General features: G+C 69.1%; 20 protein-coding genes. 6 read left to right on the forward strand and 14 right to left on the reverse strand.

Features of this window, described 5'->3' with window-relative positions; translation table 11 throughout:
- Window positions 1–55: 55 nt before the first annotated feature.
- Entirely contained in the window at window positions 56–2,527 is a 2,472-nt protein-coding gene (locus WEB29_06795) for a UvrD-helicase domain-containing protein (GenBank protein ID MEX2136651.1), read from the reverse strand.
- A gap of 217 nt (window positions 2,528–2,744) precedes the next feature.
- Here WEB29_06795 and WEB29_06800 point away from each other — a divergent pair, with 217 nt between their 5' ends.
- Together WEB29_06800 and WEB29_06805 are read left to right on the forward strand one after the other, a co-directional pair.
- Window positions 2,745–3,425: a helix-turn-helix transcriptional regulator gene (locus WEB29_06800; GenBank protein ID MEX2136652.1), complete on the forward strand. Its 681-nt coding sequence runs from the start codon at window positions 2,745–2,747 to the stop codon at window positions 3,423–3,425.
- A gap of 209 nt (window positions 3,426–3,634) precedes the next feature.
- Window positions 3,635–4,600 carry an EamA family transporter gene (locus tag WEB29_06805; protein MEX2136653.1) on the forward strand — a complete coding sequence of 322 codons (966 nt, stop codon included), beginning with the start codon at window positions 3,635–3,637 and terminating at the stop codon, window positions 4,598–4,600.
- A 27-nt stretch (window positions 4,601–4,627) separates the two neighbouring features.
- On the opposite strand, the gene WEB29_06810 is transcribed toward WEB29_06805, so the two are convergent.
- The 7 genes from WEB29_06810 to WEB29_06840 form a co-directional block, all read right to left on the reverse strand.
- Entirely contained in the window at window positions 4,628–5,044 is a 417-nt protein-coding gene (locus WEB29_06810) for a hypothetical protein (protein ID MEX2136654.1), read from the reverse strand.
- Window positions 5,045–5,097: 53 nt separating this feature from the next.
- Window positions 5,098–7,011, reverse strand: coding sequence for a diguanylate cyclase (locus WEB29_06815; GenBank protein MEX2136655.1), 1,914 nt, complete (start codon window positions 7,009–7,011; stop codon window positions 5,098–5,100).
- A gap of 124 nt (window positions 7,012–7,135) precedes the next feature.
- Window positions 7,136–8,764, reverse strand: a complete 1,629-nt coding sequence (groL, locus tag WEB29_06820; protein ID MEX2136656.1) for a chaperonin GroEL — start codon at window positions 8,762–8,764, stop codon at window positions 7,136–7,138.
- A 21-nt stretch (window positions 8,765–8,785) separates the two neighbouring features.
- Window positions 8,786–9,097, reverse strand: coding sequence for a co-chaperone GroES (gene groES, locus WEB29_06825; GenBank protein MEX2136657.1), 312 nt, complete (start codon window positions 9,095–9,097; stop codon window positions 8,786–8,788).
- 298 nt (window positions 9,098–9,395) lie between these two features.
- Complete coding sequence (locus tag WEB29_06830; protein MEX2136658.1) at window positions 9,396–10,217, reverse strand: TatD family hydrolase; 822 nt, start codon at window positions 10,215–10,217, stop codon at window positions 9,396–9,398.
- Window positions 10,214–11,800, reverse strand: a complete 1,587-nt coding sequence (locus WEB29_06835; protein MEX2136659.1) for a methionine--tRNA ligase — start codon at window positions 11,798–11,800, stop codon at window positions 10,214–10,216. Before WEB29_06835 ends, WEB29_06830 begins: the two co-directional genes overlap by 4 nt.
- Window positions 11,801–11,805: 5 nt before the next feature.
- Entirely contained in the window at window positions 11,806–12,552 is a 747-nt protein-coding gene (locus tag WEB29_06840) for an FAD-binding oxidoreductase (protein MEX2136660.1), read from the reverse strand.
- A 119-nt stretch (window positions 12,553–12,671) separates the two neighbouring features.
- On the opposite strand from WEB29_06840, the gene WEB29_06845 reads away from it, so the two are divergent.
- On the forward strand, window positions 12,672–13,319 hold the full coding sequence (locus tag WEB29_06845) for a CPBP family intramembrane glutamic endopeptidase (GenBank protein MEX2136661.1): 648 nt from the start codon (window positions 12,672–12,674) through the stop codon (window positions 13,317–13,319).
- On the opposite strand, the gene WEB29_06850 is transcribed toward WEB29_06845, so the two are convergent.
- Together WEB29_06850 and WEB29_06855 are read right to left on the reverse strand one after the other, a co-directional pair.
- Window positions 13,316–13,762 carry a YdeI/OmpD-associated family protein gene (locus WEB29_06850; protein ID MEX2136662.1) on the reverse strand — a complete coding sequence of 149 codons (447 nt, stop codon included), beginning with the start codon at window positions 13,760–13,762 and terminating at the stop codon, window positions 13,316–13,318. The genes WEB29_06845 and WEB29_06850 overlap by 4 nt on opposite strands.
- Before the next feature lie 11 nt (window positions 13,763–13,773).
- Entirely contained in the window at window positions 13,774–14,022 is a 249-nt protein-coding gene (locus tag WEB29_06855) for a DUF4242 domain-containing protein (GenBank protein MEX2136663.1), read from the reverse strand.
- A 101-nt stretch (window positions 14,023–14,123) separates the two neighbouring features.
- On the opposite strand from WEB29_06855, the gene WEB29_06860 reads away from it, so the two are divergent.
- From WEB29_06860 to WEB29_06870, 3 genes are all read left to right on the forward strand, one after another.
- Entirely contained in the window at window positions 14,124–15,368 is a 1,245-nt protein-coding gene (locus WEB29_06860; protein ID MEX2136664.1) for an MFS transporter, read from the forward strand.
- 331 nt (window positions 15,369–15,699) lie between these two features.
- The gene (locus WEB29_06865; GenBank protein MEX2136665.1) at window positions 15,700–16,197 is read left to right on the forward strand and encodes an SRPBCC family protein; all 498 of its coding nucleotides are present in this window, start codon (window positions 15,700–15,702) and stop codon (window positions 16,195–16,197) included.
- A 104-nt stretch (window positions 16,198–16,301) separates the two neighbouring features.
- Window positions 16,302–17,150, forward strand: a complete 849-nt coding sequence (locus tag WEB29_06870) for a hypothetical protein (GenBank protein ID MEX2136666.1) — start codon at window positions 16,302–16,304, stop codon at window positions 17,148–17,150.
- Window positions 17,151–17,190: 40 nt separating this feature from the next.
- Here the strand turns inward: WEB29_06870 and WEB29_06875 are convergent, their stop codons facing one another.
- The 4 genes from WEB29_06875 to WEB29_06890 form a co-directional block, all read right to left on the reverse strand.
- The gene (locus WEB29_06875) at window positions 17,191–17,619 is read right to left on the reverse strand and encodes a single-stranded DNA-binding protein (GenBank protein MEX2136667.1); all 429 of its coding nucleotides are present in this window, start codon (window positions 17,617–17,619) and stop codon (window positions 17,191–17,193) included.
- A 96-nt stretch (window positions 17,620–17,715) separates the two neighbouring features.
- Window positions 17,716–18,561: a 16S rRNA (cytidine(1402)-2'-O)-methyltransferase gene (rsmI, locus tag WEB29_06880; protein ID MEX2136668.1), complete on the reverse strand. Its 846-nt coding sequence runs from the start codon at window positions 18,559–18,561 to the stop codon at window positions 17,716–17,718.
- Between the two features lie 7 nt (window positions 18,562–18,568).
- On the reverse strand, window positions 18,569–19,423 hold the full coding sequence (locus tag WEB29_06885) for an NAD+ synthase (GenBank protein ID MEX2136669.1): 855 nt from the start codon (window positions 19,421–19,423) through the stop codon (window positions 18,569–18,571).
- Window positions 19,420–20,307, reverse strand: a complete 888-nt coding sequence (locus WEB29_06890) for a nitrilase-related carbon-nitrogen hydrolase (GenBank protein ID MEX2136670.1) — start codon at window positions 20,305–20,307, stop codon at window positions 19,420–19,422. Before WEB29_06890 ends, WEB29_06885 begins: the two co-directional genes overlap by 4 nt.
- Window positions 20,308–20,346 lie beyond the last annotated feature (39 nt).

Raw genomic sequence — 20,346 nt, forward strand, 5'->3', positions numbered from 1 at the left:
AGCTGCACGGTTGCACGAGCAGCCGACGCGAGGAGAGCTGCTTCCGGCCCGGCCCCTACGTTCGCTCCAGCCCGGCGTAGGCGGCGATCAGCTCCTTGACTCCCTGCCCCACGAAGGCGACGGTCACCCACTCATCTCCCTTCTCGAGCCGGCTCGAGACGACGATCCCCTCCCCAAACCGGCGGTGCCGCACCTTGTCGCCTGCCCGCCACTCCACGGTCGTGGCATCGGCGGTCGCCACCGCGTCAGGATGCTGGGCAGCGAAGGCGCCACTGCCCAGGTCAAGCTCCTCACCCTTCTCGTACTGTGACTGCGAGACGCGCTCGCGGGCGGCGTCCAGCTCCTTCCCGATCGGCACCGGGGCAGACAGGTCGGGCAGATTCACCGGCCGCAGGTTCTCGCGAACCCGATGCCCCGGCGAGCGATAGCCGCCCGGCAACCATTCGTCGTCATCGGTGCCGCGTCGCTGCCAGCCACCTTGAGCACCCCAGGCGCGGCGATATGGCGTTGCCGCCTCGCGGTCGGCCTCCAGCAGCTCCTCCGGCAGCTCGGCGAGGAAGCGCGACGGCTCGCTGGCGGCGCCCACCCCCCAGGTGGAGCGATGGTTGGCATGCACCAGGTAGAGCCGATCCTTGGCGCGGGTCATCCCCACGTAGGCGAGGCGCCGCTCCTCCTCCAGCTCGCGGTCATCCTCGAGGGCGCGACGGTGGGGCAGCAGCCCCTCCTCCAGCCCCACGATGAACACGATCGGGAACTCCAGTCCCTTGGCGGCATGCAGGGTGATGAGCGTCACCCGGTCGGGCCGATCCTCCAGCTCGTCCTGGTCGCTCACCAGCGCGACCTCCTCCAGGAAGCGCTCCAGTCCCTCCGGGATGGCCAGCTCGTTGAACTCGGCGGCGTGGTTGCGCAGCTCGAGCAGGTTCGTCCAGCGCTCCTCGCCGTCATCGGTCCCGTCCTGGAGCTGCTCGCGAAGACCGGTGCGCTCGTACACCGCGTCGAAGAGGGCCGAGGGCGGCTCCTTGGCGGCAATCGCCGCGAAGCCGCGCACCAGCTCGGCGAAGCCGGACAGGGCGGTGCGGGCGCGAGGCGACAGGTTCGGGTTCTCACCGGCACGCTCGATCGCGTCCCACAGCGTCCCGCCGCGAGCCTCGGCGGAGGCACGCAGCTCCCCCATCGTCTTGTCGCCGATTCCGCGCGCCGGTACGTTGATGACCCGCTCCAGCGCCACGCGGTCCGAGGTGTTGCGCGACAGGCGCACGTAGCCGAGCGCGTCTTTCACCTCGCGCCGCTCGTAGAACCGCGTACCGCCGACCAGCTGGTACGGGATCCCGAAGCGGACGAACGCCTCCTCCAGCACGCGGCTCTGGGCATTGATCCGATACGTGATGGCGATCTCGCCGTAGCGCAGGGAGCCGGCCTCGTCATCGGCCCGGGCGGTGAGCATGGCGTTCAGCCCGCTGCGTCCGGAGCCCGTCAGGCGCTCGATCTGGCGGGCGACGAACTCAGCCTCCTCGTACTCGTTGTACGCGTCGAAGAGGGTGATCGCGGTGCCTGCCCCGCGGTCGGTCCACAACTTCTTCTCCTTGCGGCCCTCGTTGCGCGACACCACCGCATGGGCGGCGTCGAGGATCGTCTGGGTGGAGCGGTAGTTCTGCTCCAGCTTCACAACCTTGGTGGTGGGGTGGTCGCGCTCGAAGTCCAGGATGTTGCGCAGATCCGCGCCACGCCAGGAGTAGATGCTCTGGTCGTCGTCGCCCACCACCGCCAGGTTGCCGTGCTTCGCCGCCAGCAGGCTGCAGAGCAGGTACTGGGCGCGGTTGGTGTCCTGGTACTCGTCGACCAGGATCTGCTGCCAGCGGCCCTGGTAGCGGGCCAGGACCTCGGGATGCTGCTCGAACAGGAAGACGGCGCGCATCAGCAGGTCGTCGAAGTCGACCGCGTCGTCCTCGTGGAGCTGCTCCTGGTAGGCGGCATAGACGCGGGCGGCCGTCTCGTCGTAGTAGTTCCCCGCCTGCCGGCTGGCCGTGACGGGGTCCGCCAGCTCGTCCTTGCGCTGGCCGATCCAGGCGAGCATTCCCGCGGGCGCAAATCGCTTCTCGTCGAGGTCCAGCCGACGCAGGATCCCCTTGACCATCGCCACCTGGTCGGCCCGGTCGTAGATGGTGAACGACCTGGTGAGGCCGATGGCGTTGCCGTCGCGGCGCAGGATGCGCGCGCAGATGGCATGGAAGGTGCCGATCGTGGCCTCGCGTGCCGCCTCCTCCCCGATCAGCCCCGCGATCCGCTCCCGCATCTCGTTGGCCGCCTTGTTGGTGAAGGTCACTGCCACGATCTGCCACGGCCTGGTGCCGGTGGCGACCAGATAGGCGACCCGGTGCGCCAGCACCCGTGTCTTGCCGGATCCGGCGCCGGCCAGGATCAGGAGCGGGCCGCCGGTATGCGAGACCGCCTCTACCTGGGGCGGATTCAGGCGCGCGAGGATCTCCTCCGGGCTGAGGATTGGAACAGCTTTGGGTTGAGGAGACATCGGTCCCTTGATTCTAGGGTCGGTAGCCTGTGACCGCCTTGTTGTCAATCGAGACAGCCGAGTAGCCGATTTGATGCGTCGGATGGTCAGCTGGAGCCCTGGGTTGCCCCGGTGATACGCCGAAAGGTCATCGGTACCGCCTCGCTGGTCATAGTGACCACCGATCGGCCATCGGCCGATAAGTCCGCCGTAACGTCGCGCGTCGGATCATCGGGTCATGGGCAGTCGCGACGATCGACGCACGGTGGGCCGGCTCAAGGGCGAGCGCCTGGCCGGCGAACTGACGACGGAGTGGCGCGAACTGCGCCTTGGGGCCGGCCTGTCGCAGTCGGCCGTCTCTCACACCGTCGGAATCTCGCGTTCCGCATACGCGCGCATCGAACGCGGCGAGTCGCATGAGATCGGAATGGTGCGAGCGGCGGTCATCACCGCCGCGCTCGGGGGGAACCTGTCAGTGAAGGTCTATCCAGCCGGACGGCCGATCCGCGATGCGGCTCACGTCGGTCTGCTGGCGACTCTCGAGGCGCGGGTAGGCGGTCGCTGGCGTGTCGTGCACGAGGCGCCCGTCGGGCAGGCAGGTGATCTGCGGGCTTGGGATCGGCGCCTGGACGGACCGGTTTCCATCGGCGTGGAGGCGGAGGTGGCACTCCGTGACCTCCAGGCGCTGGAGCGCAGGATGCAGCGCAAGAAGCAGGACAGCGGCGTGGAACGCATGATCCTCGTCGTGCGAGGCACGCGTCGCAACCGCGAAGTGCTGCGCGAGGTGCTCCCCTCCCTGCGTGGGACCTTCCCCCTAGGTTCGCGTGAGCTGCTTCATGCGCTGGCCGTTGGCCGAGACCCAGGAGCCGATGGGTTGCTCGTGCTTGACGGACGATCCGCCTTTCGCGCTGACAGCTGAGCTGTGACTGGCATACGTCCAGCATCCTGCGTGACCACTCGGTTGCCACAACAGCTCGTCGGTTGCCGCCAGGGCTCAACGGGTGATCAGCCACGCCACTGCCCCGTCGGAATGGACCATCTGCTGAGCGGCCCCGGGACGGTTGAGCCTGATTCTAGGGGCTGGCCGCGCGGCCCTTATCTGGCTACAGTGGCCGGACCGTGTCCGAAATGCGGCCTTCGTCCGATCGCCCAAGCGAAGCGACGCTCCTGGCCTTCGGGGCCGTCGTTCTGCTCGGCGGGGCCAACGCCATCGCGGTCAAATTGACCGTCGCCGAGCTCGCGCCCTTCTGGGGAGCCGCCCTCCGCTTCGTCGCCGCCGGCGCCCTGATGCTGCTCGTCGTCGCCGCTACCCGAAGGCGGCTGCCGCGCGGTCGAAGCCTGTCAGGCGCTGCCCTCTACGGAGTGGTCGGGTTTTCGGCCAGCTACGGCCTGGCCTACACGGGTCTGCGTGACGTCCCGGCCGGCACCGCCATGGTCCTCATCGCGCTCACCCCGCTCTTCACCTTTGGCCTGGCCATCGCGCATCGCCAGGAGAGCTTCCACGTCCAGGGCCTGCTCGGCGCGCTGATCGCCGTCGTGGGTGTCGGTCTCGTGTTCGTCGACCAGCTGAGCGCGGACGTGCCGCTCGTCTCCTTGCTGCTCATCCTGGTGGCGGCCGTAGCCATTGCCGAGTCGTCCGTGATCGTCAAGGCGATTCCACGCAGCGACCCGTTCGCGACCAACGCGGTGGCCATGCTGACCGGCGGCGGGCTGCTGCTCGCGCTGTCGTTGGTGTTGGCCGAGCCGTTGGCCCTGCCGCAGCAGACGGAGACCTGGGCCGCCATCGGCTACCTGGTCGTCTTTGGCTCGGTGGTCATGTTCGCGCTGTTCGTCTTCACCCTCCAGCGCTGGACCGCCTCGGCAGTCTCGTACGTGACGCTGTTGATGCCACTGGTCACCGTGGCATTGGCGGCCGTGCTCACCGACGAGCGGATCACGCCTTCGTTCGTGCTGGGCGGTGCCGTGATCCTGGGTGGGGTGTACGTGGGCGCCTTCATGAAGGGCCTGCCGGCTCGCTCTTCAGCGTCCAGCCTGCCCGAGTGCCTGCCGATCGACGCCTGCGCCGAGGCTGAAGCGGAGCCGGCCGGCGCGTAGCCGCGGTCCGCGCAGGGCGGTCAGCCCTCAGCTCAGGTCGACGCAGGCCGCGTACGTGCCCATGTCTTCGCCCGAGACGTGCAGGTTGAGCGCCAGATCCCCGGCCAGCAGCTCCGCCAGCGAGGCTTGCACCACCGTCTGCGACGCGCCATCGATCACGTTCGCAAGTGGGTACAGGGGCTGCGGCACGAGGTCGACGCAGGTGCCGGGGTGAATGTGGGCCGGCATGTTCGGATGGCCCGCCGGATCCACGTCGACGACCACAAGGGTCGAACTGTCGCCGCTTTCGGTGAGGACCGCCGTGCCGGTCACGCCTGACGCATTGAGTGTCTCGAGCTGGAAGGTGCGTGCCTCCTGGGAGCCGCAGGCTGCCAGCGCGATCGCGGCGAGCAGGGTCGCGGCGAGTGAAACGGAGATGCGCGCCGGCCGCGTTCTGCATGTCACCCACGGAGCGTACCCGATTCGATCTCCCGGCGCGCCACCGTGGGGAGGTGCGGCTAGTCGGCGGGAGCCCCGCGACGCCCACGGGCACGCGGCCGCGCCTTCGCCGGTGCGCCACCGGCGGCGGATTGGCGTGACACCGCCTCGCGCGCCTCGCGCACTGCCTGGGCGCGCATGGCCTTGACGAAGATCATGGCCGGAACCGGGTCGAGCTGGCTCCCGGCAGCTTGAGCGATGCGCGCGAGCGCAACTTCGGAGGTCAATGCCTTGCGGTAGGGACGCGTCGTGGTCATGGCGCTGTACGCGTCGGCGACCGCCAGAACGCGGGCGAGCGGCGGGATCTGTTCGCCGGCCAGGCCATCGAGATACCCGTCGCCGTCCCAGCGCTCATGGTGATGGCGGACGCTGGATCGAACCTCGGCGAGCTGCGGAACGGCACCCACGATCGCATCACCCAGGGCCACGTGCTGCTTGACGATCTCGAACTCTTCGTCCGTCAGCGGCCCCGGCTTGCGGAGGATCCCGTCGGGCACCCCCACCTTGCCGATGTCGTGGAGCAGGCCCGCCAGCCGCAGGAGGCGGTGCTCCTCCTCTCCCAGGCGCATTGCGTGTGCCAGGAAGAGTGCATGCGCGGTGACATCCTCGGAATGCGAGCGGGTGTAGTGATCCTTGGCATCCACGGTGGCCACCAGTCCCTCGAAGACGCCGAAGATCGTGTTCTGCGCCGCCAGTGAGCCAATGGTCGACAGGTTGGCGACCTTTGTCACCGCGCCACCGCCGGTCTTCGCCTCGCGCAGGGCAGCCTCGGCGACGCTGATCAGCTCGAGCGGCCGGGAGCCGTCGACGGGTGCCCGCGCCACTCCGATCGAGACGCTGACGGGGAGCGCCTCGGTGCCGGCGAAGCGCAGCTCAACGTCGAGGAGCGCCGCGCGCAACTCGTCGAGGGTGGGCAGCAGCCGGTCGCCGCCGTCGGCGAAGTCCGCCACCAGGAACTCGTCGGGGCCGAATCGCCCGAACAGCTGATTCGGCCGCACCACCGCGGCCAGCGTGTCCGCCACGAGGTGCAGCGCCTCGTCGCCGGCTCGATGACCATGGCCGGCGTTCAGCAGGCGGAATGCATCAATGTCGATGATCGCGATGGCGCCCGCCGCGTTGCGCCGAGAGAGCTGATGGGTGAGCTGCTCCAGGACGAAGCCATGGTTGGCCTGACCGGTGAGCGGGTCGCGCATGGCGCGTTCGCGCAACAGCCGATTCTGACGGTCGACCAGCCGGCTCGTGCCCGCGAAGGCCAGCCAAAGGACGGCAAACAGCGCCGCGGCCGCCGCGAGGGCCGCGAGCCGAACCCCGTCGCGGGCCTCCGATACGGCCAGCTCGATCGGGCGAGCATCCTGGTACACCTCGTACACGCCGACTGGATTGCCGTCGGTCATCCCCCGGATCGGGACGTAGAGCTCCAGGAAGGGGGCCGGCAGCGGAACCGTCTCTAGCGCCAGCGCCTCGTCCTCGGCCGCCTCCCCGAACTCCCACCGCGGCTCGCCGCCCAATGCGGCGCGCAGGTCGGCGGCGACCTCGAACATTCGTCCGCGCAGCCCCGGGTCGGAGCTGTACACCGCCCGTCCATTCGGCGACCAGATGACGACCCGGCTCATCTCGCCACCCTGCACCATCAGCTCCAGCTGCGCGTCGATGGCGGGGTCGCGTGCTGCACCGGGCTGAAGAGCATCGGTCGCCAGCGCGGGGTCGAGGTTGGCGCGGACAACGGATTCGGCGTGCTCCAACGCCGCATCGACGGCGAGCTGTCGAAGCTGGTCGGCCACCAGGTTGGCTACGACGGCCGACAGGGCGACGACGATCGCGAGGGCGGCCCCGGCCACCGCGATGCGCACGCTCGGCCGCCACGCCATGAGGGTCGCCAGGCGGCGGCCGGCGCGGGGCAGGGCGACAGGCTCGGTCCGCGTGCTCGTTGCCATGTCGAGCAACGGTATTGGGCACCCGCCGAAGGCGATATAGACCGATCGGGTAGCCCGCAGGTACTCCAAGCACGACGAAGGCCCCGGCGCAAGCCGGGGCCTTCGAATCGGTTGGGAGGTTGGACTAGTAGTCGCCCATCCCGCCGCCGCCCATGCCGGGCATCGGCGCCTTCTCCTTCTCGGGCAGGTCGGTCACGACCGTCTCGGTGGTGAGCATCAGGGCTGCCACCGATGCGGCGTTCTCGAGTGCCGAGCGGGTGACCTTGGCCGGGTCGATGATGCCGGCCACGAACATGTCGGTGTACTCGGCCTTCTGGGCATCCCAGCCATTGCCGGGCTTCAACTTGCGGACGGCCTCCACGACGACCGATCCCTCCATGCCGCCGTTAGCGGCGATCTGGCGGAGCGGCTCCTCGAGCGCGCGGCGCAGGATGTTGACACCGGTCGCCTCGTCACCGAGCGCCTCGACCTTGTCCAGCGCGGGGATCGCGTGGAGCAGGACCGAGCCGCCACCGGCGACCATCCCCTCCTCGACCCCGGCACGGGCGGCGGAGAGCGCGTCCTCGATGCGGTGCTTCTTCTCCTTCAGCTCGACCTCGGTGGCCGCGCCGACCTTGAGGATCGCCACCCCGCCGGAGAGCTTGGCCAGGCGCTCCTGGAGCTTCTCGCGGTCGAAGTCGCTGGTGGTGTCGTCGATCTGGAGCTTGATCTGGGACTTGCGGGCCTCGATCGCGTTCGAATCGCCCTTCCCCTCGACGATGGTTGTGTTGTCCTTGGTGGCGGTCACGCGACGCGCCTGGCCGAGGTCCTCGAGCTGCACGCTGTCGAGCTTGCGGCCGACCTCCTCGGAGATGACCCGCGCACCGGTCAGGGTGGCGATGTCCTCGAGCATGGCCTTGCGGCGATCCCCGAAGCCCGGAGCCTTGATGGCCAGCACGTTGATGGTGCCGCGCAGCTTGTTGACGACCAGGGTGGCGAGCGCCTCCCCGTCCACGTCCTCGGCCACGATCAGGAGCGGCTTGCCAGCACCGACGACCTTCTCCAGGGTCGGCAGGATGTCGGCCACGGCGCTGATCTTCTTGTCGGTGACCAGGATGAAGGGCGCCTCGAGGGTGGCCTCCATGCGCCCTCCGTCGTTCGAGGTGACCATGTAGGCACTGACGTAGCCCCGATCGAGCTGCATCCCCTCGACGTACTCCTTGTCGAGCTTGAGCCCCTGGCTCTCCTCGACCGTGACCACGCCGTCCTTGCCGACCTTCTCCATGACCTCGGCGATGATCTCGCCGATCTCGGTGTCGCGGGCGCTGATGGCGGCGATGTGGGCGATGTCGTCCTTGGTGAGGACCGGCTTGGAGAGCCGCTTGATCTCGTCCACGACGGCGGACACGCCACGCTCGATGCCGCGCTTGAGCGCCATCGGGTTGGCACCGGCCGTCACGTTGCGCAGGCCCTCGCTGATGATTGCCTGGGCCAGCACGATGCTGGTGGTGGTGCCGTCACCGGCAATGTCGTTGGTCTTGGCGGCGACCTCCTCGAGCAGCTGGGCCCCCATGTTCTCGTATGGGTCCTCCAGCTCGATGTCGCGCGCGATGGTGACGCCGTCGTTGGTGATCGTCGGCGATCCGTACTTCTTGTCCAGGAGCGCGTACCGGCCACGCGGGCCCAGGGTGACCTTGACGGCGTCGGCCATCTTGTCGACCCCGCGCTTCAGCGCGCGTCGTGCCTCTTCGTCGAACAGGAGCTGCTTTGCCACGATGTTGTTCGTCCTCCGAAACTACTTGATGACTGCCAGGACGTCCTTCTGGGAGAGGATCAGCAGATCCTCGTCATCCAGCTTGAACTCGGTCCCGGCGTACTTCTGGAACAGGATCTTCTCCCCGACCGCGACCTCGATCGGCTCACGGCTGCCGTCGTCCAGGGTGCGCCCCGGTCCGACCGCCAGGATCGTCCCTTCCTGGGGGCGCTCCTTGACCGTATCGGGCAGGACGATGCCGCTCTTGGTCATCTCCTCCCGGGCGCTGGGCCTGACGACCAGGCGGTCGCCCAGGGGCTTGAGCTTGGTCTCCGATGCGACCTTGGTGGCCATGTGTGCGTGATGCCTCCTCAACCGATGATTCGCGGGCGCTGCCTTGGTTCATCTCAGCGGGAGAAGCCGGCAGGGCCGATGCGACCGGGGTGCTGGCACTCAACCGCTGAGAGTGCTAACGGATCGTAGCCCGCTGGCAGGTCGCGTGTCAAGACGCTGACAGCCTGCTCCTGCAGGCCGCCATCGCCGGCGGCATCAGCGCGCCCTGGATGCTGCGCTCCAAGCTCCTGGCGCTGGTCAGCCGGCTCCGCGGCCGCCCAACGGCGACCGCTCCCGATGACGCCGCCTGCCCGCTCCCCTACCCAGGGGCTGACGAGCCGCCGACCAGCGAGCGGTAGGCCGCCGCCACCTCCGAGGCGATGGCCTCCGGTGACGTCCCGCGAAGCCGCGCCAGCTCAGCTGTCACCCGCAACGCCGTGGTCGGCTCGTTCCGCTGTTCGCCGCCTCCCGGCGCCAGCCAGGGCGAATCGGTCTCGACCAGATAGGTTCCTTCGGGAAGCGCCGCAGCCGCGGCTCGCGGACCTCGGGCCGACGCGAAGCTGACCGGTAGCGCGAAGCTGATGAGGTAGCCGCCCGCGGCCAGGTCCCGCGCCAGGATCGCGTCGCCCGAGAAGCAGTGCAGCACTCCGCGCAGGGTGCCCGCTCCGAGACCCTGCCACGCCAGGAGGGCGGTCCGTACCTCGTCGTGTGCCTCGCGGTCGTGGACCAGCACCGGCTTTCCGACCGCCGCCGCCATCGCCAGCTGACGCTCGAGCGCCGCACGCTGGGCCTCCCGCGGCGACAGGTCCCGATGGAAGTCGAGGCCGATCTCCCCCACCGCCACGACCCGCGGTTCGGCGGCAAGGGCGGCCAGCTCGTCCCAGTCGGCAGGCGTGGGAACGGCCGAGAAGTGCGGATGCACGCCCACCGCCGCGTCGATCAGCCCCGGATGCGCCGCGGCCAATGCGACCGCCGCCCGCGACGAGGCAAGGTCGTAGCCCGGGACCAGGATGCGGGCGATCCCCGCCTCGACGGCCCGCCCGATGACCGCCTCGCGATCGGCGTCGAAGGCGGCGTCCTGAAGGTGACAATGCGAGTCGATCAGCCCGGGCAGGTGGGCCGGCGTGCGGTGGCGACTCAGGGAGGGTCTCCGGCCTGCGCCTCGTCGCCCTCAGATAGCTCGACGCGCGGGAAGAGCGGCTGCGCGTCACCCGTCTCCCAGCCGACGGGTACCGAGCCCCATGTCAGAAGCCGATCCAGACCCGGGCCGCCAGCGCCACGATCGTCGTACGGGACGGACACGCCCAGCTGGGCGTGCAGCTCCGCGGCGGCAGCCGGGGTGAAGGGCGCCATCAGGTGCCCCAGGATGCGGCACGTCTCCGCCATGGCGGCCAGGATCGCCCCCACCCGCGCCTGGTCCCCCTCCTTGTTGCGTGCCCAGGGCGCCTGCGACTCGGCGTAGCCGTTGGCGGCGGAAGTCAGGTCCATGATCGCCCCGAGGGCCTCGTCGAGGTGGAGGCGCCCCATGGCGCCGTGATAGGACTCCACCGCGGCGGCGGCGGCGGCCCGCAGCTCCTGGTCCGCTGCAGCGTCAGCGCTGGCAACCGGCGGCAAGGCCCGATCCAGGTAGCGGGCGCTCATGCTGACCGTCCGGTTGACGAGGTTGCCCAGGTCGTTGGCGAGCTCGGCGTTGTAGCGCCGCATCAGGCTCTCGGCGGTCACGTCGCCGTCGCGATCAAAGGGAATCTCGCGCAGGACGACGTAGCGCACGCCGTCGACCCCGAACAGCGCCGCCGCCACCTCCGGATCGAGGATGTTGCCGCGTGACTTCGACATCCGCTCGCCGCGCATCAGCATGAAGCCGTGTGCGAAGACGCTCTCGGGCAGTGGCAGCCCCGCGCTCATCAGCATCGCCGGCCAGTACAGGCAATGGAAGCGCGTGATGTTCTTGCCGATGACGTGGAGGTCCGCCGGCCACCAGCGCTCAAACGAGCCCAGGTCGTCGGGGAAGCCGGCGCCGGTCAGGTAGTTGGTGAGCGCGTCGAACCAGACGTAGATGCGGTGCGACGGGTCGTCGGGGAAGGGGATCCCCCATGTCCCGCCGGCGCGACTGATCGAGAAGTCGGTAACCCCGTCGTTGAGCCAGCCGAGCACCTCGTTGCGGAAGTGCTCCGGTTCGCAGAAGGACGGGTGCTCGAGATACAGCTGTTCGAGCGCGCCCTGGTAGCGCGACAGGCGGAAGAAGTAGTTCTCCTCCTCCAGCCACTGCAGCGCCAGGGTGGGATGGTCCGGGCAATGCCCGTCGACGATCTGGCTGTCGGTCTTGAACTCGTTGTCGCCGGGGCAGAACCAGCCGGCGTAGGTGCCCTTGTAGATGTCGCCGGTCGCCAGCGCGCGGCGCACCATCTCGGTCGAAGCGGCGGCGTGGTCGGGGTCGGTGGTGCGGATGAAGCGGTCGTAGCTGATCTCGAACCGATCGAACCCGGCCCGCCAGCTGGCAGCCCATTCGTCGACCAGGGCGCGTGGCTCGACCCCGCGCTCACGTGCCTGGCGCTCGAGGTTGGCGGAATGCTCGTCCATGCCGGTCAGGAAGCGGACGTCCTTGCCCAGCAGCCGCTGGTAGCGGGCAATGGCATCCGCCCCGATTGCCTCGAACAGCGAGTGCAGCGCCGGTCCGGCGCTCGGGTAGAAGATGGCCGTGGTCAGGTAGAAGCGATCAGCCACCGCGCTCAGTCCTCCCTTCCCTTGGGCCAGTACAGCTCCTTGCGGACCTGCTCCGGCGGGAAGCCACGCGCCGATGCCATCGCCTCGACCGCCTCGATCATGTCGGGGTTGCCGCACAGGTAGATGGTGGTGTTCTCCGGCGTGAGCCGATGCTTGTCGAGCTGACCCTCGACGATCGCCTCGACCCGGCCGGTGAGCCCGGTCCAGTCCGGGCAGTTCTGCGGCCGGGATACCGTCCCGGCGTACCTGAGCGGGAAGCTCCCCGAGGCGACGAGCTCCTCCAGCTGGCCGCGCCAGGCCAGGTCGAAGTCGTGGCTCGCGCCATGCAGCAGGACCAGGTCGCGCGTCTGACCGCGGGCGCGCAGCGTCTCGATCATGCTCATGAACGGCGCCAGGCCGGTGCCGCTCGCCACCAGCAGCCCGGTTCGCCCATCGTCCTGGAGGACGAAGCGGCCCTTGGCGCCCTTGATGTTGATCGGGTCGCCCACCCGCCGCTCCCAGAGGAGCGGCGTGAACTCGCCACCCTCCACCAGGCGGATGAAGAACTCGTACTCGTCCAATCGGTCGGCGGAGGAGGAGATTGACATCGGGCGCTGCACCAGCTTCTCGGGACCCATGAGGCCCAGGGTGGCGTACTGGCCCGGATTGAAGGGGAACGGGTTCTCGAGCGCCTGCACGCCGACGATCGCCAGGCCCTCGGCGATCTCCTCCCAGCGGCTCAGCCGCCCGGTGTACGGGTAGTCGGTGCTCATGCGCGCGGCGTCCTCGACTCGCCGGCCGCGCGGAGCGGCCGATTTCGTGCTCGAAAGGGGCCAAGTATACCGATGGCCACGGCTTGCCAGCCGCCGCCGCATGGGTGAGAGTTGCCCGCGTGCCACCGCCCAACGCCCCCCGAAGCATGAATGTCGCCGGCCTGCGCCTGCCAGTGCGCGAGACGATCGTCGTGCTGGTCACGACCTTCGTGCTCGTGATCGACTGGTACCACCCGCTCCTGGTGGGGATCGGTCCGGAGCTGAGCCAGGGACTGGCGCGAGTGGCGCTCTACCTGGTCGTGCCGATGCTGACCCTCCTCCTCCTCGGAGAGCGCCTGCGGGACTACGGCCTGCGCATCGGGGAATGGCGGATCGGGCTGCCGGTCATCGTCGGCCTGGCCGCACTGGCGACGCCGATCGTCCTGATCGTTTCCGGGCTGCCCGACTTCGACCTCTACTACAGCCAGGTGCCCGCCTCGCTGCCCGGCGCCCTGGTCGGCAACGCGCTGGACGTTGGTGCGGCCGAGTTCCTGTTTCGTGGCTTCCTGATGTGGGCCCTGATCGGCCTTGCCGGACCGATGGGCGTCGTCCTGGCGACGTTCCCCTTCGTCTTCAGCCACCTCGGCAAACCGGAGCTCGAGACCCTCTCGACCTTCTTCGGTGGGCTGACATTCGGATGGATCGCGTGGCGAACTCGATCGATCCTGTACGGCGCCCTCCTGCACGCCTACCTGATCAGCCTGATCGTGGTGGTCGCCTCGGCCTAGCTGCGCTTTCCGCGCAGGGAGGTGAGCGCCTTGGCGATGTTGCGATCACGCGTCTCGGCCGTCTTCGCGTTCGCCACCGGGTCCACCAGCGTTCGCTGCCTGCTGTAGGAGAGCGCCTCGAAGGCCTGGTGAGCTGCCGGGTCGCCGGCCAGTTCCTTGGCCAGTTCGGGCGGGACGGCAACCTCCCGCGGCGCCGTATCGAGCTCCAGCTCGACGTCGACCTCATCCCCCGCCGCAACGCCAGCGCTGGCTCGTACCTCGTTGCTGACGCCCACCATGAAGCGGCCCCCGACGGTCGCAACCGTGCTTCGGTAGGTGTAGCCGTTGATCGTGACCCGCACCGGGGGCCGCTTGGTCTGCCCGAGGGCTGTGACAACCTCCGGGGGAACCTCGATACCCGCCGCCGTCTTGCCGGCGCCCTCGATCAGGGCGTGGAATTTCATGTTGCGCCGGCCTACTCGCCGGGCTTCACCTCGTAGAGGGTGTGCGCCTCGAGACCGTGCGCCTCACGGTGCGTGCGGGCGGCGCTCTCCTTGTCGGGCGCATCGACGAGGCAGAAGACCTTGCCATCGGCCTCGTCAACCCAGTACTGCTTGTAGTTGACGCCGTACTTGTCCTGGACCTTCAGATCGGCCTCGTGGGCTCCGGCGACATCCTCGGCCTTCACGCCCGGAATGTCGTGCATGTTCATGTAGGTTGGCATGACGTTTGTGCTCCCTGACTACTGTCTGCCACGGCGGGTGTTGGTCCGCGAGCGGTGGCGGCACACGGCACCACGAAAGTCTAGCCATCTAGACTCGGATCGTGCGACTCCCAGTGTCTCTCGACGTGCTGAAGGAGCGGAGCTTTGCCCGCTACCTGGCGGCCGTCGCGGTCGACCACCTCGGCTCGGGCATGGCAATGGTGGCACTCGCCTTCGCGGTGCTCGAGTTCGGCGGCGCCACGGACCTGGGGATCGTGCTGCTGGCCCGCGAGGTTCCGCTCATCGTCCTCCTGCTCCTCGGCGGCGTCTTCGCCGACCGCGTGCCGCGTCGGACGATCCTCGTCGTCAGCGACCTCGTGAAGGGCTCGGCGCAGGTCGGCACGGCGACCCTCCTCTTCACCGGCACCGCCGACGTCTGGAATGTCGCCTTCCTGCAGGCGATATTCGGCATGGCGGGCGCCTTTTCCCGGCCCGCCACGACCGGGATGGTTCGAGAGGCGGTCAGTGATGCGCGGCTCCAGGAAGCCAACGCGCTCCTTGGGCTCTCGAGCAGCATCTTCTTCATCGCGGGGCCAGCCATCGGGGCCATCATCGTCGCCGCTGGCAGCCCGGCCTGGGCAATTGCGGTCGACTCGGTCACGTTCTTCGTATCGGCGGCGCTGATCGCATCGATGCACCTGACCGCAACGGTTCGGATCGCCTCGGCCTCGATCCTCGGAGACCTTCGCGACGGCTGGCGGGAGTTCGTCGAGCGCACGTGGGCGGTGGCCATGGTCGTCTCCTTCGGCCTGTTCCAGCTCACGTACTTCCCTGCCCTGCTCGTGCTCGGCCCGCTCATGGCCAAGGAGCAACTGGGTGGCGCCGGAGCGTGGGGCACGATCCTGGCCGTCGAATCGCTCGGCGCCGTCGTCGGCGGCATGTTCGCACTGCGGCTCAGGTTCCAGCGGCCGCTCGTCGCCTCACAGCTGATGGTCCTGCCTGCGGGGCTGATGCTGGCCTCCCTCGCCGTCCCGCTCCCATTGATCGGGCTCGCCGTGGTCAGCTTCGCCAACGGAGTCGGCTTTGCCGTCGGCAGCACGCTCTGGATGACGGCGCTCCAACGGAACGTGCCCGAGCACGTGCTGTCAAGGATCAGCTCCTTCGACTGGCTTGGCTCCGTGGCGCTCAACCCGATCGGCTACGCGCTGATCGGGCCCATCGCCATGGCCATTGGGACCGCCGAGACACTGGTCGTCGCCGCAATCCTCAATGTCGCTGTATGCGTCGGCGTGGTCCTGGTTCCGTCCGTGCGCCGCATCGGAATGCACGCGCGTTCTCCGATCGCGGCGCCGGAATCGGGCGGGTAGGATGACGCCATGCCTGAGCCACGTTCAAAGACGGCACGGCCGCCCTCGCCACGACCACCTTCAACCGTTCGCCCGCAACCTGACAGGCCGACCCCGACCAAGCCGGAGATGAGCCCGACGGACGAACGACCGATTCCGCCACGTGCACGCCGACCAGGCGGAGGGTCGTCGCCCAAATAAGCAGGTGAGTTGCCGAGGCGGGCTCTTGGCACGTCGATGCAATGACGAGGCCGGTCCCTGCGGCACGTGTGCTTCCGGCGGCACGACAGGCTGCGTCTGATCCGACGCAGCGGGCGCTGTCACGCATGCGAGGAGTTGTGAGGAACGAGCGATGTCGCGCTTTGAAGAATCGATCGAGGTGGGCGTCCCCATCCGGGTGGCGTATGACCAGTGGACGCAGTTCGAAGACTTTCCGAAGTTCATGGAGGGCGTCGAGCGCGTGGACCAGCTGGACGACAAGCACCTGCGCTGGACCGCATCCATCGCGGGTCAGCGGAAAGAGTGGAAGGCGGAGATCGTCGACCAGACGCCAGACACGCGCATTGCCTGGAAGAGCATCGAGGGTGCTGAAAACGCCGGCGCCGTCCTGTTTCGGGCGCTCGATGAGCATCGGACATTGGTGACACTCCGCATCGATGCCGACCCTGAGGGGCCGGTCGAGGCCGTCGGGGATGCGTTGGGCTTCCTCCAGCGGCAGGTTCGTGGCGACCTCGAGCGGTTCAAGGAGCATATGGAGCGCCGCGCGCGCGAGAGCGACGGCTGGCGAGGCGAAATTCACGGAGACGAAGTGCGTCCGGATCCGGCCTCCACATCCGGAGCGCCGAAGTAGCGGCCGAATGTGCCGTCCTTGGGCAGGTAGGCCGAGGGAGCCTACGGGTTGGCCCCGCCTAAGATTGAACCGATGGGCCCCGCCTGGACGCCATAGGGAATGTGATGAAGCAGCCAAAGGCTCGCCTCGTGATGGTCGCTGCGGTTCTTCTCGCTGCCTGCACGGGAGCGCCGGCAGGGAGCGGCACTGAGAGCCCGTCGCTGGGTTCGCTCGAAGCATCGGCGACTCCCGATCAGTCAGACCAGTCGGCGAGCCCACCGCCATCCTCGACGCCCAGGAGCGAGCCGACGGAGATCGATGGCAATCTCGTGCTCCGGGTCGATAGCATCAACCCGGAGACGGGGCCGACCTACGCGATCCCGCTCCTCTCGGTGTACGAGGACGGCAGCGTCATCCAAGTTGTTGACGACCCCGACACCAGCTACGACCGCGCTCGGTACGCGCGCCTGACTGCGGCCGGGCTGGAGAGGGTGCTGGCCGAGGCCGGTGGCACGACGATTCTCAGGACAGGCGACCCCGCCGGCGACCGCCTGGCGAGCCTGGACACGTGGCTGACCGCGAGCGCGTGGGACCTCCCACCGGACGACGAGATCACGTGGATTCCCGCTCGCTACATGCTCGCGCTTCGGGTCTACGAGGAGCCGCGTTCGTGGCCAATCGACATCGACGACGTCTGGCCGCTCTCGGAGGCCATCGCGACGTTCGGCGAGCCGGTGGCCGGCGACCAGCCCGCCCCCGGGGATAGCCAAGCTCGGTGCGGCGTGGTGACCCTCGACGAGTGGCTCGCGCTGCAGTCCGGGATCAGCGAGATCCGTTCGATCGGGATTCCCCGAGAAATCACGACGTGGGTGGAGCTGGGCTGGCAGCGGGAGGCCGCCTGGGTCGCGCTGGTCTTGGAGCCGCTGCTCCCGGACGAGCCTGTTTCCTGCGAGATGCTCAACTTTTACCCGTAGCCGGTGGAATGCGGCGGGCGTCTGCCCGCCGCACCTGGGTTCACATCGCGACGAGCGCTTCCTCGGCGCCGTTGGTCTCGCTGGCGATCGCCGACGGGAGGCCATCCTCGCCGGTTGCGGCGACGGTCTGCGCCTCCTTGGCGTACTCCTTCTTGCCGCGTCCGGAGAGCATCTCGAGCTGGTTGATGACGATCTCAGTTTTCCAGTGCCGGACGCCACCGTCATCGTCCCACTGGCGAGTCTGGAGACGCCCTTCGACGTCGACCAGCTGTCCCTTCGAGAGGAACTGCCCGCAGATCTCCGCCAGCCGGTCCCACGCCACGAGGTTGTGGTACTCGGTCCGCTCCGGCGCTCCACTGCCACGGAACTCGTTGGTGGCAATCACGAAATTCGCCACCGGCTTGCCCGACGGCAGCGTTCGCAGCTCAGGGTCACGGGTGAGCCGCCCGACCAGAAATACCTTGTTCATACTGACCAATCCTCCTGCCCGATCTCGGGCTCGCGGCGCACCGGGCGAGGCGGCCACCGGATGAAGGGAGGCTAGGGCGGCGCCCTTATCGGAGGATTAGTCCGCGCTTATCGCTGACGCTGACTGCACTGCCCGGTACGCCTCGCGACGTGGGACTCCGGCTGCGCGCAGCAGCTCGACGCTGGTGCGCGGCGACAGACCGGCACGGACCGCGGCATCGACAAGCGCGCTCACGGCCACGGCTGCCGCCGGCTCCGGCCTCGGGACGCGGCTGATGACCAGGGTCAGCTCGCCCCGCGGCTCGCGCAAGAGCCTCCGCACTTCCTCGGGGGTCCCGATCAGGACCTCCTCGTGCAGCTTGGTCAGCTCGCGGCAGACGGCAACCCGCGCCGCTGGGACCAGTTCATCGAGCGCGCCCAACAGTGACGCGATGCGGTGTGGCGCCTCGAAGAGCACCAGCGGCAACCCGGCAGACCCGGTTGCGTCGAGCAGACGGTGCAGCGCGGCCAGCCGCGCAGTGGCGGGACGCGGGGGCAGGAAGCCACCGAACAGGAAGCCGAGCGACTCGACCCCGGCCGCCGCCATCGCCGCCGTCACCGCCGACGGCCCGGGCACCACTTCGATCACGGCCCCGGCCGTTCTGGCGGCCTCGACGAGGCGCGCGCCGGGATCTGAGACGGCGGGCATGCCAGCATCGGTCGTGAAGGCGAGCGTGGCTCCCGTGGCGAGGCGATCCAGGAGCTCGCCCATTCGGGTATCGGGCGAATGGTCGTTGTAGCTGACGGTCGGCCGCTTCGCCCCGAGGTGCGCGAGGAGGCGACGGGCCATCCGGGTGTCCTCGGCGACAACCAGGTCAGCGGAGCGCAGCGCGTCGGCCGCGCGCGGAGTGAGGTCCCCGAGGTTGCCGATCGGTGTTCCCACCACCAGGAGGCGGCCCGCCACGCTCGCTTCAGCTCCGGCGCCGCGAGCCGGGCCGCCGGCGCGGGTAGAGGTGGTCGACGCCGGGCGTGCGCAGGCTGACCTTGGCGACCGGCGGGGTCTGGCGCTTGAACTCGTTGCGGGCCACGCGCTGCACGACCCATGCCACGAGCTCGGCATCGAGGCCGGCCGCGACGCAGCGCTCCACGCTCCACCGCCGGTCGACGAGCGCATAGAGAAGCCGGTCCAGGTCGTCATAGCTGGCTCCGAGCTCGGCCTCGTCGGTCTGGTCCGGCCACAGGTCGGCCGATGGCGGCTTGGCGAGAATCTCCTCGGGCACGCCAAGGGCATCCGCCACCGCGCGCAGCTGGCTCTTGTACAGGTCGCCGATCGGCGCCAGGGCGCTGGCCATGTCGCCGTAGAGCGTGCCGTAGCCGAGCAGCGCCTCTGTCTTGTTGCTCGTCCCCACCACCAGGGCGTCGAACGCGGCTGATCGGTCGTACAGCACGATCATGCGCTGGCGGGCCATCACGTTGCCGCGCCGCACCCGGAGCGCTGCCTCGTCATCGCCGCTGATCAGGGCGAGCATCGGGTCGACCATCGGGGTGATGTCGACCCGCTCGGTCCGGCAGCCCAGGGCGTTCACCACGCGCATGGCATCGGCCTCCGAGTTCGGCGACGAGCTGCGATAGGGCATGCGGACCGCCAGCACGTTGTCCGCGCCGATCGCGCGCGCCGCCAGGAAGGCGACGGTCGCTGAATCGACGCCGCCGGAGAGGCCCACCACCAGCCGTTGGAAGCCGGTCTGCTCGGCCTGCGAGCGGATGAAGGCGGTGATGACCTCGAGCGCGGAGGGCGCGTCGATCTCCGGGAGCGGCGCGCTCACGCCTCGCCCTCGCCGGGTGGCGACGGCAGGCCAGCGCGCTCCGCGATGATGCGGTCCAGCTCGCGACGGACGAGCTCGACGCGCTCATCGGAGAGGAGCGGAAGGCCATAGCGCTGCATGCGCAGATCGTCGGTGTCGATCGAGCCGACCACCAGTGCCTCCTCGTACAGGGGGCCCTCGGCAATGGTCGATCCATCGGCTCCGAGCAGGCGCGAGCCACCCCAGAAGGTGAGCCCCTCCTCGTTGCCGACCCGGTTGCAGAACGCGACCGCCACCGTGCCGAGCAGCGCGTAGGTGTCCTGCATCTTGTGCCAGCCGGCGATTGCCGCCAGCCCGGCCGAGCTGCCGGGGGCGCGGGCCGGACCCGCCGCCAGGTTGACGAGCAGGCTGGCACCGTCGAGCGCCTGGAGCATCGGCAGGCTGGCATGCCAGAAGTCCTCGCAGATGCTGACCCCGATGCTGCCCAGCGGCTCCCCCACCGCATGGGTCCGGATCCGATCACCCGCCCGGGTGAATCGCCCCTCGTCGAACATGCCGTAGGTCGGCAGGTAGACCTTGCGGTGCAGGCCGATCAGCTCGCCATCGCGGAGCAGCGCGGCGCTGTTGCAGAAGCGGTGCGCATTGGTCTCCTCGACGAAGCCGATGGCCAGCACGACGCCTGGCGCATCGCGGCTGAGGGCCGCCAGGCGTGGGTCGTCCGCCCGCATGGCGACCTCGGGCACCAGGTCGGAGAGGAGGTAGCCGCTCAGCGCCAGCTCGGGGAAGGCGACGAGCTGTGCCCCCTCGCCGGTGGCACGACGCATCCAGCCGCGAGCGAGCTCAAGGTTGCCGTCGACCTCGCCGAGGCGGGGGGCATATTGCGCCAGCCCGATCCGGTATTCCACGCTGGAAGCCTAACGCGACGGCCGCCCTGTGTTGCGCGT

The organism is Chloroflexota bacterium (genome assembly GCA_040902225.1).
Lineage (GTDB): Bacteria > Chloroflexota > Limnocylindria > QHBO01 > QHBO01 > CF-167.

Coding starts and splice junctions, on each gene's coding strand:
- WEB29_06795 (MEX2136651.1), bottom strand. CDS start 2,527: ATGTCTCCTCAACCCAAAGCTGTTCCAATCCTCAGCCCGGAGGAGATC.
- WEB29_06800 (MEX2136652.1), top strand. CDS start 2,745: ATGGGCAGTCGCGACGATCGACGCACGGTGGGCCGGCTCAAGGGCGAG.
- WEB29_06805 (MEX2136653.1), top strand. CDS start 3,635: ATGCGGCCTTCGTCCGATCGCCCAAGCGAAGCGACGCTCCTGGCCTTC.
- WEB29_06815 (MEX2136655.1), bottom strand. CDS start 7,011: ATGGCAACGAGCACGCGGACCGAGCCTGTCGCCCTGCCCCGCGCCGGC.
- groES (MEX2136657.1), bottom strand. CDS start 9,097: ATGGCCACCAAGGTCGCATCGGAGACCAAGCTCAAGCCCCTGGGCGAC.
- WEB29_06840 (MEX2136660.1), bottom strand. CDS start 12,552: ATGAGCACCGACTACCCGTACACCGGGCGGCTGAGCCGCTGGGAGGAG.
- WEB29_06850 (MEX2136662.1), bottom strand. CDS start 13,762: ATGAAATTCCACGCCCTGATCGAGGGCGCCGGCAAGACGGCGGCGGGT.
- WEB29_06855 (MEX2136663.1), bottom strand. CDS start 14,022: ATGCCAACCTACATGAACATGCACGACATTCCGGGCGTGAAGGCCGAG.
- WEB29_06865 (MEX2136665.1), top strand. CDS start 15,700: ATGTCGCGCTTTGAAGAATCGATCGAGGTGGGCGTCCCCATCCGGGTG.
- WEB29_06870 (MEX2136666.1), top strand. CDS start 16,302: ATGAAGCAGCCAAAGGCTCGCCTCGTGATGGTCGCTGCGGTTCTTCTC.
- WEB29_06875 (MEX2136667.1), bottom strand. CDS start 17,619: ATGAACAAGGTATTTCTGGTCGGGCGGCTCACCCGTGACCCTGAGCTG.